The sequence below is a fragment of the Aeromicrobium endophyticum genome (assembly GCF_003586285.1).
GTDB classification, from domain to species: Bacteria; Actinomycetota; Actinomycetes; order Propionibacteriales; family Nocardioidaceae; genus Aeromicrobium; species Aeromicrobium endophyticum.
On the sequence record NZ_QUBR01000001.1, the window covers coordinates 1,324,196 to 1,339,832 of the forward strand.

Annotated in this window: 15 protein-coding genes; 9 read left to right on the top strand and 6 right to left on the bottom strand. The window is 71.8% G+C overall.

Features of this window, described 5'->3' with window-relative positions; genetic code table 11:
• Nucleotide 1 precedes the first annotated feature (1 nt).
• The 5 genes from DX116_RS06480 (at nucleotide 2) to DX116_RS06500 (ending at nucleotide 4,538) form a co-directional block, all read left to right on the top strand.
• Nucleotides 2-1,039 (top strand): FecCD family ABC transporter permease, encoded by a 1,038-nt coding sequence (locus DX116_RS06480; RefSeq protein ID WP_119703322.1) that lies wholly within the window; start codon nucleotides 2-4, stop codon nucleotides 1,037-1,039.
• Complete coding sequence (locus tag DX116_RS06485; RefSeq protein WP_119703323.1) at nucleotides 1,036-1,857, top strand: ABC transporter ATP-binding protein; 822 nt, start codon at nucleotides 1,036-1,038, stop codon at nucleotides 1,855-1,857. Before DX116_RS06480 ends, DX116_RS06485 begins: the two co-directional genes overlap by 4 nt.
• 63 nt (nucleotides 1,858-1,920) lie before the next feature.
• On the top strand, nucleotides 1,921-2,535 hold the full coding sequence (locus DX116_RS06490; RefSeq protein WP_199715944.1) for an LON peptidase substrate-binding domain-containing protein: 615 nt from the start codon (nucleotides 1,921-1,923) through the stop codon (nucleotides 2,533-2,535).
• A 1-nt stretch (nucleotide 2,536) separates the two neighbouring features.
• Nucleotides 2,537-3,427 carry an aldose 1-epimerase family protein gene (locus DX116_RS06495; protein ID WP_119703324.1) on the top strand — a complete coding sequence of 297 codons (891 nt, stop codon included), beginning with the start codon at nucleotides 2,537-2,539 and terminating at the stop codon, nucleotides 3,425-3,427.
• A gap of 31 nt (nucleotides 3,428-3,458) precedes the next feature.
• Nucleotides 3,459-4,538: a hypothetical protein gene (locus DX116_RS06500; RefSeq protein WP_147393605.1), complete on the top strand. Its 1,080-nt coding sequence runs from the start codon at nucleotides 3,459-3,461 to the stop codon at nucleotides 4,536-4,538.
• A gap of 12 nt (nucleotides 4,539-4,550) precedes the next feature.
• Here the strand turns inward: DX116_RS06500 and DX116_RS06505 are convergent, their stop codons facing one another.
• Complete coding sequence (locus DX116_RS06505) at nucleotides 4,551-7,454, bottom strand: aminotransferase (protein WP_119703326.1); 2,904 nt, start codon at nucleotides 7,452-7,454, stop codon at nucleotides 4,551-4,553.
• Nucleotides 7,455-7,594: 140 nt separating this feature from the next.
• Between DX116_RS06505 and DX116_RS06510 the strand changes: the two genes are divergently transcribed.
• Nucleotides 7,595-8,059, top strand: a complete 465-nt coding sequence (locus DX116_RS06510; RefSeq protein ID WP_119703327.1) for an Lrp/AsnC family transcriptional regulator — start codon at nucleotides 7,595-7,597, stop codon at nucleotides 8,057-8,059.
• Here the strand turns inward: DX116_RS06510 and DX116_RS06515 are convergent.
• On the bottom strand, nucleotides 8,056-8,877 hold the full coding sequence (locus tag DX116_RS06515; protein WP_119703328.1) for an SDR family oxidoreductase: 822 nt from the start codon (nucleotides 8,875-8,877) through the stop codon (nucleotides 8,056-8,058). The genes DX116_RS06510 and DX116_RS06515 overlap by 4 nt on opposite strands.
• Nucleotides 8,878-8,934: 57 nt before the next feature.
• Nucleotides 8,935-10,257, bottom strand: a complete 1,323-nt coding sequence (locus tag DX116_RS06520) for a cytochrome P450 (RefSeq protein ID WP_233556584.1) — start codon at nucleotides 10,255-10,257, stop codon at nucleotides 8,935-8,937.
• 45 nt (nucleotides 10,258-10,302) lie between these two features.
• Between DX116_RS06520 and DX116_RS06525 the strand changes: the two genes are divergently transcribed.
• Nucleotides 10,303-10,920, top strand: a complete 618-nt coding sequence (locus tag DX116_RS06525) for a TetR/AcrR family transcriptional regulator (RefSeq protein ID WP_119704163.1) — start codon at nucleotides 10,303-10,305, stop codon at nucleotides 10,918-10,920.
• Here DX116_RS06525 and DX116_RS06530 read toward each other — a convergent pair.
• From DX116_RS06530 to DX116_RS06540, 3 genes are all read right to left on the bottom strand, one after another.
• Entirely contained in the window at nucleotides 10,898-12,391 is a 1,494-nt protein-coding gene (locus DX116_RS06530) for an amino acid permease (RefSeq protein ID WP_119703330.1), read from the bottom strand. The genes DX116_RS06525 and DX116_RS06530 overlap by 23 nt on opposite strands.
• 105 nt (nucleotides 12,392-12,496) lie before the next feature.
• Nucleotides 12,497-13,309 carry a DUF1206 domain-containing protein gene (locus tag DX116_RS06535; RefSeq protein WP_119703331.1) on the bottom strand — a complete coding sequence of 271 codons (813 nt, stop codon included), beginning with the start codon at nucleotides 13,307-13,309 and terminating at the stop codon, nucleotides 12,497-12,499.
• Entirely contained in the window at nucleotides 13,306-14,793 is a 1,488-nt protein-coding gene (locus DX116_RS06540; protein ID WP_119703332.1) for an SDR family oxidoreductase, read from the bottom strand. The genes DX116_RS06535 and DX116_RS06540 overlap by 4 nt, the downstream gene beginning before the upstream one ends.
• Nucleotides 14,794-14,909: 116 nt before the next feature.
• Between DX116_RS06540 and DX116_RS06545 the strand changes: the two genes are divergently transcribed.
• Nucleotides 14,910-15,209: a DUF2470 domain-containing protein gene (locus DX116_RS06545; RefSeq protein ID WP_119703333.1), complete on the top strand. Its 300-nt coding sequence runs from the start codon at nucleotides 14,910-14,912 to the stop codon at nucleotides 15,207-15,209.
• Nucleotides 15,209-15,637, top strand: coding sequence for an OsmC family protein (locus DX116_RS06550; RefSeq protein ID WP_119703334.1), 429 nt, complete (start codon nucleotides 15,209-15,211; stop codon nucleotides 15,635-15,637). Before DX116_RS06545 ends, DX116_RS06550 begins: the two co-directional genes overlap by 1 nt.

A 15,637-nucleotide genomic window follows, 5' to 3' on the forward strand; every position in this document is an offset into this window, starting at 1 on the left:
CATGGCCACCACGCTCGAGGCCCCCGTCGTCCGCTCAGGACGCCGCCATCGCCGTCGCCGCGCGACGATCGTGACCGCAGCCCTCGCGATCATCGCGACGTGCCTGTTCGTCCTCACCATGATGGTCGGCTCGTTCTACGTCTCGCCGATCGACGTCGTCACGTCCGTGCTGGGGCTTCGCGACGACCCCACCAACGACTTCATCGTGCGCGACCTGCGGCTGCCGACGGCGACCGCCGCGCTCGCCGTCGGCCTCGCCCTCGGCCTGTCGGGGGTCGTCTTCCAGAAGCTGCTGGGCAATCCGCTGGCATCCCCCGACTTCGTGGGCGTCTCGTCAGGTGCCAGCCTCTTCGCGGTCTCGTCGATCGTGATCTTCCACGCCAGCAGCGCCGCGGTCTCCGGATCGGCGCTGCTCGGCGCGCTGCTCACGGCGCTGCTGATCTACGTGCTGGCCTGGCGCGACGGCATCTCGGGCTACCGGTTCATCCTGATCGGCATCGGCGTCTCGGAGTTCATGCTCGCGATCGTCGGCTACGTCGTCTCACGGGCCCAGCTGTACGAGGCCCGTGAGGCCATGACGTGGCTGGCGGGCTCCGTCGGGCAGGCCGGCGCCGGCGAGCTGCGCGCCCTGCTGGTCGCCCTGGTCGTGCTGCTGCCGCTCGCGCTCGTGCTGGAGCGTCCGCTCCGCACCCTCGAGCTCGGCGACGACACCGCCAAGGCGCTCGGGTCACGTGTCGAGCTCAGCCGCCTCGCGCTCCTGGCCGTGTCGATCGTGCTGATCGGCTTCTCGGTCGCCGTCGCCGGGCCGATCATGTTCGTAGCCCTGATCGCGGGCCCCATCGCGGTGCGGCTCACCGGCCCGAGCGGCAGCGTCATCGCGTCGGCGCTCGTCGGCGCGGTCATCGTGCTGGCGGCCGACCTCGTCGCCCAGCACCTGCTGCCGACCTCGCTGCCGACGGGTGTCGTGACGGGCATCGTCGGCGCGCCGTACCTCATCTGGCTCCTCGCCACCGTCAACCGGGAAGGACGCGGCGGATGACCTCACACGACCTGCGTGCCGAGAACCTCACGCTCGGCTACGCCGACGCCGACATCGTCAAGGACCTCGACGTCCAGATCCCCGACGGCCGCATCACCGTGATCGTGGGTGCCAACGCGTGCGGCAAGTCGACGCTGCTGCGCGGGCTCGCCCGCCTGCTGGCACCGCGCGGGGGCCAGGTCGTCCTCGACGGCACCTCGGTGCAGGGCATGAAGAGCATCGACGTCGCCAAGGTGCTCGGACTGCTGCCGCAGACACCCGTGGCTCCGGACGGCATCTCGGTGGGCGACCTCGTCGGTCGCGGCCGCTACCCCCACCAGGGCTGGTTCCGCCGCTGGAGCACCGAGGACGACGAGGCCGTCGCGGCCGCGCTCGAGGCCACCGGCACGAGCGATCTGGAGCACCGCAACATCGCCGAGCTGTCGGGCGGCCAGCGCCAGCGCGTCTGGGTCGCGATGGCGCTCGCGCAGGACACCGACCTGCTGCTGCTCGACGAGCCGACGACGTACCTCGACATCAACCACCAGGTCGAGCTGCTCGACCTGCTCACCGACCTCAACCGCGCGTCGGGCAAGACCGTGGTGCTGGTGCTGCACGACCTCAACCTGGCGTGCCGCTACGCCGACCACATCATCGCGATGAAGAAGGGCTCGATCGTGGCCGAGGGGCCGCCGCGCGAGGTGATCGACGCCGCCGTCGTGACGGACGTCTTCGGCCTCGACTGCGAGGTCGTCCCCGACCCGGTCAGCGGCACGCCGATGATCGTCCCTCGCGGACGGCACCACGCACGGGCCGAGGTCGTCCAGACCCTCGCCTGAGAGGCAGCTCGTCCGACCACAGCCGGCGCGCTGCGCGGAGGCATCCGTGATGGGATGGTCGGCATGGACGCCGACGTCGCGATGTTCCCGCTGGGCTCGGTGCTGTTCCCGGCGATGCCGCTCCCGCTGCGGGTCTTCGAGCCGCGCTACCTGCAGATGCTCCAGGACCTGCTGCCCGACGGCCCCGCCGAGTTCGGTGTCGTGCTGATCGAGCGCGGGCAGGAGGTCGGGGGCGGCGAGAAGCGCTTCGACGTCGGTACCGTCTGCCAGGTCGCCGAGCTGAAGGTTGCGGACGGCTACCTGGCGCTCCTGGGCGAGGGCACGCGGCGCATCGAGATCGTCGAGTGGACGTCCGAGGACCCGTATCCGCGGGCCCGGGTGCGCGACCTGCCGCCGCTGGAGTGGGACGACGACCTGCAGGAGCGCTTCGACCAGACCGAGGCACTCGTGCGCCGGACGCTCGCGCGCGCGAGCGAGTTCGACGACCTGAGCTGGTCGCCGAGCGTCCAGCTCAGCGACGATCCCGTCGACGCCTTGTGGCAGCTGGCGGCCATCGCCCCGCTGGGCGCCCTCGACCAGCTGCGGCTGCTGCGGTGCCGCACCGCCCGCGAGCTGGTCGACGCGATCTTCGCCGCCACCCAGGACGCCGGCGAGACCTACGACGCGCGAGGGCTCTGACGTGCTGCGCCTGCGCGGAGGTGCCGGGACGGCCGAGATCTCGACCCTCGGGGCCGAGCCGCACTCCCTGCGCGACTGCACGGGCCACGAGCTGCTGTGGCAGGCCGGCCCGCAGTGGCGCAGGCACGCGCCGATCCTGTTCCCGATCGTCGGCCGCGTGCCGGGCGACACGATCACGGTCGACGGCGCGACGTTCCCGATGACGCAGCACGGCTTCGCGCGCGACCTCGAGTGGGACGTCGTCGAGGTCGATGACGCGTCGGCGACGCTGCGGCTGCGCGACAGCGACGAGACGCGTGCCCGGTATCCGTTCGCCTTCGAGCTGACGGCTCGCTACGCCATCGACGACGAGGGCCTCGCGACGACGTACGAGGTGCTGAACTCCGGCGAGACGCCGATGCCGGTGTCGATCGGCTCGCACCCGGCCTTCGCCTGGCCGCTCGAGCCCGGCGCGGCCAAGACCGACCACGTCGTCGTCTTCGACCACGACGAGCCGGCGCCGATCCGCCGGCTCGACCACACCCTGGTGCTGCCCGACCCGCAGCCGACGCCGCTCGACGGCTCGACGCTGCGGCTCGACCCCGCCCTGTTCGCCATCGACGCGGTCGTGATGGACCAGGTCGCGAGCGGCGGCCTGCGCTACCTCGCACCGTCGGGCCGGGGCATCCGGATGACCTGGGACGACGTCTTCGACGTCTTCGTGGTCTGGTCGCGGCCGACCGGCGCCGACCTGCTGTGCCTCGAGCCGTGCGTGGGCGGGGCGGCACCTGTCGACTTCGCCGGCGAGCTGCGCGACAAGCCCGGCGTCCGGACGGTGGCCCCGGGCGAGGCCTTGACCGCCGGCTACCGCATCGACCCGCTCGTCCCCGGACGGCCCTCCGCGCGCTCCTGAGCCTCAGGCCGGCGCTGGCACCATGGGCGGCATGAGGATCTCGCGGACGATCGTGGTCGTGCTCCTCTCGGGGGCGCTGGCCATCGCACTCGGGGCGTTCGTCGTCTTCCACGGAAGCTCCTACGACGACGTCCTCCACGACACCGGTGCATCGGCCGACGACGTCATCGCGGTCGCCGGCTCGCCGTCCGGCGTCGCCCGCGCGGGTGACGGCTCGGTGCTGCTGACCTTCTCGATCCGCGACCAGGAGGGCGGTGAGGAGGAGAAGGGCGCGTGGCGGCTGATGGCACCTGACGGAGACGTGGTCCGGTCGGGCGCGACGAGGGCGTTCAGCACACCCCACGGGTTCGACGACGGGTTCGTGGTCGCCGCGCCCGACGCCGAGGTGCCGCCGACCCGCATCGACCTGGACGGCAGCACGACGTCCGGTGGCCCCACGCAGCCGCCCGCCCCGGTGCGGCCCGGTGACATCCTCGTCACGGACGTCGGGCTGCTGACGTTCTACCGCCCGTCGGACGGATCCGTGCACGAGCTGCCGCCACCGGGGCGGCACAGCCGCTCCGACGCCTTCGAGCGGGTCGCGATCGACGAGGACGGCACGATCTGGGGAGTCACCGACCGGGCCGAGCGCACGGCCCGTCTCGTCCACTCCGCCGACGGCGGCCGGACGTGGGAGACCGACGCGCTCACGCTTCCGACGGCAGGCGCGCCGGGCGACCTGGTGACCGGCCACGGCGTCACGCTGCTGAGCCTCGTCGCGGGCATGAGCGACGGGATCGTCGGGGCGACGATCGTCGACGGTGGCGAGCCGCGTCCGTTCGCTCCCGACGGTCTGCGCCTGCGAGCGCTCGACCACACCAAGACGGTCGTGCTGCCCGACGGACGGCTCGTGCTCGGCGAGGACGACCCGCACGGCTCGGCCGGCTGGTTCGTCGCGACGACCCAGGCCAACAGCGCGTTCGAACCGCTGGACGTCCCCGAGAAGACTTCGAGCATCACCTCCTCAGGAGGAGCGCTGTACGCCGTCGCGGGCCCCGACGACGCCGGCGAGCTGTGGCAGTCGCTCGACGGGGGTGCGACATGGACCAGGGTCGACGTCGGCGGTCGGTGACCGCCGGAGAGGTCAGCCGCTCAGCGCCTCGTCGAGCCGAGCCACGAAGAAGTCGGCGCTGTCACGGGAGAGGCACATCGGTGGCTTGACCTTCAGGATGTTCTGACGGTCGCCGGTCGGCTGAACGACCACTCCCAGCTGCAGCATGCGGTCGCAGAGTGCTGCGGTCTCCTCGCCGGCCGGCTCGAGGGTCTCGCGGTCACGCACCAGCTCGACACCTAGGTACAGCCCGCGGCCGTGCACGGCGCCGATGAGCGGATGCCTCTCGGCCAGCCGCTCGAGCTCGCGCCGCAGGTGCTCGCCGACGATGCGTGCGTGCTCCTGCAGGCCGTCGCGCTGGAGGACGTCGAGCACCGTGGTGCCGATGCGGCTGCTGAGCGTGCTGCCGCCCGCCGACGAGAAGAAGGTGCCCTGGTCGGCCAGCGCCTGCGCGATGTCTGACCGGGTGATGACGGCGCCGAGCGGGTGCCCGTTGCCCATGGCCTTGGCCACGGTGATGACGTCCGGCACGACGCCGTGCTCCTCGTAGCCCCAGAACCACTCGCCCTGCCGGCCGTAGCCGACCTGCACCTCGTCGGAGATGCAGACGCCGCCGCCCGCGCGGACCGCCTCGTAGACCCGGGGGAGGAAGCCGTCCGCCAGCCCGATCGCGCCGGCGTTGCCGTTGCGCGGCTCGACGATCCACGTGCCGACGGGGGTGCCGGCCGCGGCCAGGCGCTCGATCTCGGCGACCGCGTCGCGGGCGTAGGCCTCGCCAGCACCTGGTCCTCGGTGGGTGCCGCGGTACGCGTTGGGCAGCTCGACCGCGTGCACCCATCCCGGCCGCGTCTGATCGGCGCGCGGGTTGTCGGACGTCGAGGTCGACACGGCGTCCGACGCGACGGTCCAGCCGTGGTACGACTCGGTCACGCACAGGACGTCCTCACGCCCGCTGAACGCGCGTGTCAGCCGCAGCGCCAGGTCGACGGCCTCGGAGCCGCTGTTGACGAGCAGCACCGTGTCGAGCTCGTCGGGGACGGTCGCGAGCAGGCGCTCGCTCAGCTCGGCGACTGCGGCGTAGTGGAAGCGCGAGTTGGTGTTGAGGCGTCGCCACTGGTCGGCCGCGACGGCGGCCACCTCGGGATGGCCGTGGCCGAGGACCGTCACGTTGTTGACCATGTCGACGTAGTGCCGACCGCTCGTGTCGATCAGGTGCTCGCGCCATCCTCGCTCGATCTGCGGCGGGTCGACGTAGTAGTGCCCCTGCAGCGGGGCGTACGCGCCGGTGCGGCGCTCGAGCAGATCGTCCGCCGGACCGTCCTGCGGCGGGGGGCCGAGCAGCGACGCCGGGTCGAGCACGCGCGTGCGCCAGGCGGCCAGCTCCGAAGCGCGGACGAACCGCGGCGGGAGCCGGTCGACGACGGCTGCGGGCACCGTGAGCCACACGGTCGCGCGATCGGTGGTCATCAACGCGTCGCCGGCCGTGACCTCGATGCCGTCCTCTGCGGGGGAGCCGGCCGCAGGGCTGCGGACGACGACGGCGTGGTCGCGACCCGCCAGCACGAGGGCGCCCTCCCGGTGGCTGACGACGCCGTCGAAGGGCGCCTCGACGGTGACGGGCGACGCCGTCCGCAGGTCGCAGGCCACCGCGACGTTCGCGGGCTCGTCGCGACTGTTCGCCCCGACCCGGGTGAGGCGTCCCTCGCCGAAGCGGGTGGTCGCCGCGAGCGCGGTGGAGACCGCGGCGTCGAGCGCGTGCGCCTCCTGTGCCGGCCCCTCGTCGAGCCACGCGCCGTCCCAGAGCACGTCGCTGTCGTGGCCGAGCGGCACCACGACGGGAGGCCGTCCGGCGAGGGCTCGCACCATGGGTGCCGTGCTGCTGGGCGCGGCAGGCCGGGCGACCGGTCGTCCGAGGCCCAGCCGGATGGCCGCCGTCATGACGGCGGCGTCCTGGGCGGCGGGCACCTCGAACATCGCCCACTCGTCGTCGAGCGCTGCGGCGGCGTACGCGTTGCCGGGGTCGACGGCGAGCTGCTCGGCGCCGCTGACCACCAGGGTCGCGCCCCGCAGGACGATCAGTGGCCAGAGCGCGGCGATCTCGTCGTCGGTCAGACCCACCTCGGCGTCGAAGGCTGCCACCATCGGCAGGATCGCGAGCGGCCGGTGCGGCTCGTGCCGGAACACCGCGCTGCAGGCCACGGCCAGCTCGGCCACCCGCCAGCTGGTCATCACGTCGCCGAAGTCGATGATGCCCGTGGGCCGGAGCGCGCCGTGGTGGTCGCGGTCGCCGACCAGGTTGTCGGTCGTCAGGTCGCCGTGGACCGGCTGGGTCGGCAGCGCGTCCCGCACCGGGTCGAGATCGGCGGTCACCCGGTGCAGCGCCGCTTCGACGGACCCGCGCCGCGCGACATCCGCGACCAGGTGGAGCCTCTCGGCGACGACGGACTCGCCGCGGCGCAGGTCCCACTGCAGGTCGCGCTCCATGCCCGGGTGGGTGACGTCGGCGAGTGCGGCCGTCACCTGCCCCGCGAGGCGGCCGATCTCAGCCAGCGTCGCAGGCCACGGCGCTCCGGCCGCCGACAGCGGCTCGCCGGGCAGGAAGGTGAGCAGGCGCGCGGCGTGCGGCACGCCGTCGACGTCGACCGTGACGATGTCCTCGCCGCCACGCGACGCCGTGGGCTGCGGCGTGGCGTGGCCGCGGGCCGCGAGGTGGCGCATGACGAGGTTCTGCGCCTCGATCTCGGAGCGGGTGAACACCGGGTTGCTCACCTTGACCAGGTAGCGGGTGCCGCCGGGCGTCGTCAGGAGGATGTTGCGGTCCTGCTGGCTGCCGAGCTCGACGCCGGTCCCCTCGACGCCGAAGTGCTCGTGCGCCATCGCGACGACCTGGTCGACGGTGACGGCCGGTCGAGGAAGGCCAGTGGTGACGGGGTCCATGGGTGCTCCAGGTGCGCGCAGCGGCGATGGTCGCCGCAGGTGCTCCCGATCATAGGGCCAAGTCTCGCCTGGACAAACGAATCGTCTGTCATCGACTTCCGCAACTGTCGATTCGATCGTCAGTGGGCTAGAATGGCGGCGTGACGCAAAGCGCCGACGACGGACTCGACCCGATCGATCGCCAGCTGCTGACGCTGCTGCAGGAGGACGGACGCCTGCCGTACTCCGACCTGGCGTCCGCGACGGGCCTGTCGTCCGGCGCGGCTCGGGCACGGGTGCTGCGCCTCCAGGAGCGTGGCATCCTGCGCGTCGTCGGCGTCACCGACCCCCTCCAGCTCGGCTACCGCAGCATGGCGATGCTGACGATCGAGGTCGAGGGCGACGTCGAGCCGGTCGCCGACGCGATCGGCGCCATCGACGCGGTCATCTACGTCGTCGTCGCCGCCGGACCCGCCGACCTGCTCGTCGAGGTGATCGCCCCCGACCACGACGCCCTCTACGCCGTGGTCAACGACCAGATCAGGTCGGTGCCGGGCGTGCGCGGGCTGCAGACGTTCACCTACTACCGCACCCACACGCACCGGTTCACCTGGGGAACCCGCTAGCTGCGAGCGCGGCGCTCGTACTCCGAGCGGGCCGCGAGATCGACGTCGCGCAGCGCCTCGTCGGCCCCGATCGCGTGACCGGCACCGTTGCGCACCCGGCGCGGCAGGGCGTTCATCGAGTAGAACAGTCCCTTGCTCCAGGCCGGCACCCATGTCTCGAACCGCGGCCTCTGGGCCACCTTCACGATCGCGGCCGCGACCTCCTCGGGTCGGACGGCGCGCATGCCCTTGGCGGCCGAGACGCCGGTGGACAGCTCGGTGTCGACGACGGTGGGCAGGATGCACGAGACGTCGACGCGTGCGGGTGCCAGCTCGGACTGCATCGCCTCGGAGAACCCCATGACGGCGTACTTGCTGGCGCTGTACGTCGCGCCATTGGCCACGGCGATGCGGCCGACCGCGGACGCGATGTTGATGATGTGCCCGCTGCCGCGCTCGATCATGGCCGGCGCCACGAGCTTGGTGCCGGTGATGACGGCGCGCAGGTTGACGTCGATGATGCGGTCGGTCGCCTCGTCGGTCTCGTCGACCAGCGGCGACAAGGGCATGATGCCGGCGTTGTTGACCAGGACGTCGATGGGTCCCTGCGCGCGTGCCGCCTCGACGAACCGGGCGAAGGACCCGCGGTCGGTGACGTCCACGACGTGCGCGACGGCGCGGCCGCCGACCTGCAGCGCCGCCTTGGCCGCCACGTCGTCGTCGAGGTCGCCGATCACCACGATCGCTCCCTCGGCGGCGAACCGGCGGGCGGTGGCCAGGCCGATGCCACGACCCGCTCCGGTGATGGCAACGACCTGGTCGGTCAACGTGCGGGACATGGCGCTCCTGGGGTCGGGTGTCTTTGGGGGCTGGGGGCTGGGGGCTGTGGGGCGGGGTCAGCGACGGGTGAGGCGGACGGGTTGTCCGTCCTTCGGGAAGGGAAGCGAGGCGTAGCTCATGGGGGCGACGTAGTCGGGGTCGACGGTCCACTCGAGCTGGCGCAGCAGGTGCACGATGATCGTCTTCACCTCCGCGCCGGCGAAGAACATGCCGAGGCACTTGTGCACGCCGCCGCCGAAGGGCTCCCACGCATAGCGGTGCACCTTGTCGTCGCGGCGGTCGTCGGCGAACCGCTCGGGGTCGAAGCGCTGCGGCTCGTCCCACAGCTCGGGCATGTGGTGCGAGAGGTGCACCATGACGGCGACGAGCCGGTCGGCCGGGATGCGGTGCCCCAGCACCTCGGTCTCCTTGACGGTCTTGCGGGCCAGCACCGGCACGGGCGGCACGAGACGCAGGCACTCCTTCATGACCAGGTCGATCGCGACCAGCCCGTCGAGGTCGGCCATCGTCGGGTGCTCGGGCAGGGCGAGGGCCTCGTCGCGGCACCGCTGCTGCCACTCGGGATGCTGCCCGAGCTGCTGCATGACGGTCGACACCGTGATGGTCGAGGTGTCGTGAGCGGCCATGAGCAGGAAGATCATGTGGTTGACGACGTCCTCGTCGCTGAACCGCTCCCCGTCGTCGGTCTCGAGGTGGCACAGCACCGAGAACAGGTCGTCGCCCGGCTGGGCCCGCTTGGTCGCGAGGTGCCGTCCGAAGAACTCCTCGAGCAGCGCGCGCCCCCGCAGCGCCCGACCCCACCGCGTGCCGGGGACGTTGGCGCGCACCAGCGCCGTCGCCGACTGCACGCAGTCGATGAACGCCCGGTTGACCTGGTCGAGCTCGTCGGGCGCGGCCAGGTCGGCGCCGCCCATGAACACCTCGGCGGCCAGGTCGAGGGTCAGCTCCTTGAGCGCCGGGTAGGCCCGGAACTCGGTGGACGGCTCCCAGCGGGCGAGCCCGGCGGCGACGGCCGGCTGCAGCGCGGCGGTGTACCCCTCGAGCCGGTCGCGGGTGAACGCCGACTGCATGATGCGCCGGTGCCGGTGGTGCTCGTCGAAGTCGAGCAGCATGAGGCCGCGGTCGAAGAAGGGGCCGACCAGGTAGCCCCAGCCGTCTCCGCTGGCGAAGGCCTTGTCGGCGTTGCGCAGCGCCGCCTCGCACGCGTCTGGTCCGAGCAGCACGGTCCAGCGCTTGCCGATGAAGTCGATGTCGGACACCGGACCCCACCTGTCGTGCTGCTTTCGCATCATCGCCAGCGGGTCGCGGACGTACTCGAGCGTGCTGCCGACGTAGGGCAGTCCTCGACGACGGGGTTGGACGGCAGTGGGCTGGATCACATCCGCATCTTGCATTCAGACAGGACGCTCTGTCAAGATGTGGTCATGGCGGTGAAGGCAGGCACGTACAAGGGCCGGTCGGCCGACGAGCGCATCGCCGAGCGACGTGCTCGGCTGCTCGAGGCGACCCTCGAGGTGTGGGGTCGCGATGGGGGGCCCAAGGTCACGATGACCCGCATCTGCGCCGAGGCCGGCCTCACCGAGCGCTACTTCTACGAGAGCTTCGACGGCCTCGACGCAGCGCTGAAGGCCGTCATGGACGACATCGCGGCGCAGATCGCCGACCGTTCGGTCGCCGCGCTGGCGGCCGCGACGGGCGATCCCGCCGAGCGCGTCCGGGCGGGCATCGGCGCGTTCGTGCAGATCCTCACCGACGACCCCCGCAAGGGGCGCGTCGCGATCGTCGAGTCGTTGTCGATCGACTCGTTGCGTCCGCACCGCGCCGAGCTGCTGCGGCGCTTCGCGGACCTGTCAGCGCACGAGGCCCGCGGTCTCTACGGAGAGCAGGCCTGGAGCGACGTCGAGGGTCATCTCGCCGCGACGATGTTCATCGGTGGCGTGGCTGAGCTGGTCACCGCCTGGATCGAGGGCGTCCTCGAGGCCGATCCCGAGATGATCGTCGACGCGGCGACGCATCACTTCACGTCGACGGCCCACCGCTGACGTCGCCGTCGGCGTCGACCTGCTTGAGCCCCTTGCCGAGCCGCGACGAGCGGTGTCCGTACGCGAAGTAGACGACGAAGCCGATCGCGAGCCAGATCAGGAAGCGGACCCACGTCTCGACCGACAGGTTGACCATCAGCCACAGGCAGGCAGCGATCGACAGGATCGGGATGAGCGGCACGCCCGGCACGCGGAACGGACGGTCGAGGTCGGCGCGGGTGCGGCGCAGGATGATGACGCCCGCCGACACGACGACGAAGGCGAACAGCGTGCCGATGCTGACGAGCTTGGACAGCTCGGAGAGCGGGACGAAGCCGGCCAGCACCGCGACGAACACGCCGGTCAGGATCGTGATGCGGTACGGGGTGCCGAACCGCGGGTGCACCTTGGCCAGGCCGACCGGCAGCAGCCCGTCGCGCGACATCGCGAACAGCACGCGCGACTGCCCCAGCATCAGCACGAGCACGACCGTCGTGAGGCCGGCGACGGCGCCCACGGAGATCAGCTTGCTGGCCCAGTCGAGGTCGTTGGCCTTGAAGGCCTCGGCGAGCGGGGCGGCCGTGTTCATCCGCTCGTCGCTGTACTTGAGCATGCCCGTGACGACGAACGACACGGCGGCGTAGAGCACCGTGACGATCGCGAGCGAGCCGAGGATGCCGCGAGGCATGTCGCGCTGGGGGTTCTTGGTCTCCTCGGCCGACGTGGCGACGATGTCGAAGCCGATGAAGGCGAAGAACACGACCGACGCGGCGGCGATGATGCCGTAGACCCCGAACACCGTCGGATCGACGCCGAAGACCGACTGCAGCAGCGTCGAGTCGAGGCCCGACTCGCCCTTGCTGGGCTGGGAGTCGGGGATGAACGGGGTGTAGTTCGACATCTTGATGAAGAACAGACCGGCCACGATCACGAACGTCACGACGGCGACCTTGACGATGACCAGGACGCTCGTGAAGCGTCCGGACAGCTTGGTCCCGAGGACGCCCAGCGCCGTCAGCGCCAGGACGATCGCGATCGCGCCGAAGTCGGGGATGGCCTCGTCACCGGCGAGCCACGTGGGCAGGTCGAACAGCGACTGCAGGTAGGCCGACCATCCGCGGGCCACCACGGCGGCACCGAGCGCGAGCTCGAGCACGAGGTCCCAGCCGATGATCCACGCGATCAGCTCGCCGAGCGTCGCGTACGAGAAGGTGTAGGCGCTGCCCGCCACCGGGACGGTCGAGGCGAACTCGGCGTAGCAGAGGGCTGCCAGGCCGCACACGATGCCGGCGATGACGAACGAGATGACGATCGCCGGGCCCGCGTTGCTGTAGGCCTGCTCGCCCGTGAGCACGAAGATGCCGGTGCCGACCATGACGCCGACGCCGAAGACCGTCAGGTCCCAGGCCGAGAGCTCCTTCTTGAGCCGGGTCTCGGGCTCGTCGGTCTCCGCGATCGAGCGCTCGACGGACTTGATGCGGAAGAGATCCATCCGGACATCCTGTGGCGTCCGGGATGAACACGCAACCGCGATGTGTGACGCCCACGGCGTGACGGGACACCGATGACGCCGTGGGCGTCACACTCCGCGAAGGGGTCAGCGCGTGCGGGGGTTCTTGGCCCAGGCGAAGCAGTACAGCCCGAAGGCCGCGAGCCCGATGGCGACGGCGCTCAGCAGGTACGGACCGAAGGGCTGGTCGCGGACGGTCTTCAGCGCGTCGTCGAGGCCACCGGCCTTCTCGGGGTCGTACGCCAGCGCCGCCCAGCCGAACAGGATGCCGACGACACCGACCGCGACGCCCTTCGCGACGTAGCCGACCCGGCCCAGCACGATCACGGCCGAGCCGGAGTCGCCGCTGGTGGCGGGGCCCTCGAGGTCGTGGGTGAACGACTCGGTCACGCCGCGGTGCACCTGCCGCACCCCCACGGCGATGATCGCGACGGCGAGCACGGCGACCAGCGTGCGTCCTGCAGGCGCGCCGAGCAGGTCGGCCGTGAGACCCTCCTCCTTCGAGTCCCCTCCGCCCCCTCCGCCCGATCCGCCGGCGATCTTGGCCGCCGAGAGGGCGAGCGCGGCGTAGACGACGACCCGGCCGGCCGCACCGACACGCTTGCGCACCCGCTTGGCGCCGTCCTCGCCGGCGTACCCCCAGATGGCGGTGCCGAGCTGCCACAGGGCCAGCGCGACCAGGCCGATCGTGGTGACCCACAGCATCGTGCGTCCGAACGGCTGCTCGGCGAGCGTCTTCAGGGCCCCGCCGCTGCTGGCGTCGCCGCCGCCGGACCACGCGACCTGCAGGGCGATGCCCGCAACGATCAGGTGCACGACGCCGTAGGCCACCAGGCCCACCCGGGCCCCGTGCTTGAGCAGGTCGCTGTGCCGCGCCCGCTGGGCGCTCGTGCCGGTCATGCTCGGTCCCTCCCGGCCTCGAGAGCCTCGGCCGCGCGCGCGATGTTGCGCTGCATGCCGCCGAACACGATGCCGTGGAACGGGTAGATCGACCACCAGTACAGCTGGCCGAGCAGGCCCTTGGGGGCGAACAGCGCCCGGTGGTGGAACGTGGTCGTGCCACCGTCGGTGGAGCCGACCTGCATCTCCAGCCAGGCCAGACCGGGCAGGCGCATCTCGGCCCGCAGGCGCAGGAACGTCGAGTCGTCGGTCTCCTCGACGCGCCAGAAGTCGACGACGTCGCCCACGGCCAGGTCGCGGGGGTTGCGCCGGCCGCGTCGCAGCCCCGGGCCGCCGACGATCCGGTCGAGCACGCCGCGCACCCACCAGGCCAGCGACCACGAGTACCAGCCGTTGCGGCCGCCGATGCCCTCGATGACGGTCCACAGGGCCTCGGGGCTCGCGTCGACCTCACGGGTGCGCTCGTCCTTGTAGAGCGAGCCGCCGGCCCAGTCGGGATCGGTGGGCAGGCCCTCGGCCGGGGCGCCGGCCGTCGCGGCGGACGACCAGCTGGTGGGCACGTCGAGGTCCTGGATCTTGGTCAGGGCCAGCTCGACCGAACGGTCGAAGTCGATCAGGCCCTCGGGCGGGTCGGGCACGTACTGCGTGATGTCGGTGTCCCCGGCCACGACGGTGTTGCGCAGCGACTCGACGAGGGGGCGCGCCAGGCTCGCGGGGACGGGCGTGATGAGGCCGATCCAGTGGCTCGACAGGCCGGGCGACAGCATCGGCACCTTCAGCACCCGACGCTTCGGGAGGCCCGAGATCTGCGCGAACCGCTGCATCAGGTCGAGGTACGTCAGCACCTCCGGACCGCCGATGTCGAAGCGCCGGCTCACCTCGGACGGCATGTCGGCCGAGCCGACCAGGTAGCGCAGCACGTCGCGGATCGCGATGGGCTGGATGCGGGTGTTGACCCACTTCGGCGTCACCATGACGGGCAGCCGCTCGGTGAGGTAGCGCAGCATCTCGAACGACGCGGAGCCCGAGCCGATCACGACGCCGGCCTGCAGGACGGTCGTCGGCACGCCCGATGCGAGCAGGACGTCACCCACCTCGCCGCGCGAGCTGAGGTGCTCGGACAGCTCCTCGTCCTCCGGGATCATCCCGCCCAGGTAGACGATGCGGCTGACGCCGGCGTCCTTCGCGGCGTCGGCGAAGCGCTGCGCCATGTCGTGCTCGGTCTTGCCGAAGTCGTCACCCGTGCCGATCGAGTGCAGCAGGTAGTAGAGGACGTCGACGTCCTCCATCGCGGCGCGCACGTCGGCATCGCTCGTGCCGTCGCCGACCGCGATCTCGACGTCGTGCGACCACGCGTGGGCCCGGGCCTTGCGCTCGTCGCGCACCATGACGCGGACGGTGTGGCCGGCCTCGAGCAGCTGCGGCACGAGCCGGCCCCCGACGTAGCCCGTGGCGCCGGTGACGAGACTGCGGGGGGATGACATCCCCCCAGTGTTGGCGACGCGGACGCTCGCCGCACTTTCTTCACCCACCCCTGCCGGGACCCCACGGGCTCGCGGGAAACCGGCAACCGTGCGGTGGCGGGCGATACCGTCGAGGCATGACGAGCTTCTCCCCGGACGTGGTGGGCGCGATCCTCCACCACATGAACGACGACCACACCGACGACAGCCTGACGATCGTCCGCGCCTTCGCCGATCCCGCCGCCGAGGCAGCGACCATGACCGGCGTCGACGCCGAGGGCGGCACGTGGGACGTCGTGGTCGACGGACGCACGCGGTCGCATACCGTGCCGTGGCTCGGCCAGGTGGTCGAGCGCGCCGACATCCGCCGCGAGGTCGTGCGGCTGCACGACGCGGCCGTCGCCGAGCTCGGCCTGCCGGCCCGCGAGGCGCACTGATGTCGGGCGACACCGAGCGCAGCGTCGAGCTCACCCGCACGGGACCGTCGCGCTACCGGGCCACCAACGTGCGCGGCACGACGCTCGACATCGGCGACGGCTCGACCGACGACTTCACCCCCGTCGAGCTGCTGCTCGTCGCGCTCGCCGGGTGCACGGCGCTGACGGTCGACCCGCTGGTGGCGCGGCGGGCCGAGCCCGAGACGTTCGACGTCCACACGCGCGCCGACAAGATCCGCGACGAGCTGGGCAACCACCTCGTCGACCTGCTGATGCGCTTCGACGTCGCCTTCCCCGACGGCGACGACGGTGAGCGGGCGCGGGCGCTGCTGCCCGACGCGATCGCGAAGGCCGAGGACCGGCTGTGCACCGTGGCCCGCACCCTGGCGATCGGTGCCGTGGCGGACGTCGAGATCAACGACGTCTAG

What these genes read in the sequence shown, in the direction of transcription:
- DX116_RS06480 (WP_119703322.1), top strand. Translation starts at nt 2, where the DNA reads ATGGCCACCACGCTCGAGGCCCCCGTCGTCCGCTCAGGACGCCGCCAT.
- DX116_RS06485 (WP_119703323.1), top strand. Translation starts at nt 1,036, where the DNA reads ATGACCTCACACGACCTGCGTGCCGAGAACCTCACGCTCGGCTACGCC.
- DX116_RS06490 (WP_199715944.1), top strand. Translation starts at nt 1,921, where the DNA reads ATGGACGCCGACGTCGCGATGTTCCCGCTGGGCTCGGTGCTGTTCCCG.
- DX116_RS06500 (WP_147393605.1), top strand. Translation starts at nt 3,459, where the DNA reads ATGAGGATCTCGCGGACGATCGTGGTCGTGCTCCTCTCGGGGGCGCTG.
- DX116_RS06505 (WP_119703326.1), bottom strand. Translation starts at nt 7,454, where the DNA reads ATGGACCCCGTCACCACTGGCCTTCCTCGACCGGCCGTCACCGTCGAC.
- DX116_RS06515 (WP_119703328.1), bottom strand. Translation starts at nt 8,877, where the DNA reads ATGTCCCGCACGTTGACCGACCAGGTCGTTGCCATCACCGGAGCGGGT.
- DX116_RS06525 (WP_119704163.1), top strand. Translation starts at nt 10,303, where the DNA reads ATGGCGGTGAAGGCAGGCACGTACAAGGGCCGGTCGGCCGACGAGCGC.
- DX116_RS06530 (WP_119703330.1), bottom strand. Translation starts at nt 12,391, where the DNA reads ATGGATCTCTTCCGCATCAAGTCCGTCGAGCGCTCGATCGCGGAGACC.
- DX116_RS06535 (WP_119703331.1), bottom strand. Translation starts at nt 13,309, where the DNA reads ATGACCGGCACGAGCGCCCAGCGGGCGCGGCACAGCGACCTGCTCAAG.
- DX116_RS06540 (WP_119703332.1), bottom strand. Translation starts at nt 14,793, where the DNA reads ATGTCATCCCCCCGCAGTCTCGTCACCGGCGCCACGGGCTACGTCGGG.
- DX116_RS06545 (WP_119703333.1), top strand. Translation starts at nt 14,910, where the DNA reads ATGACGAGCTTCTCCCCGGACGTGGTGGGCGCGATCCTCCACCACATG.
- DX116_RS06550 (WP_119703334.1), top strand. Translation starts at nt 15,209, where the DNA reads ATGTCGGGCGACACCGAGCGCAGCGTCGAGCTCACCCGCACGGGACCG.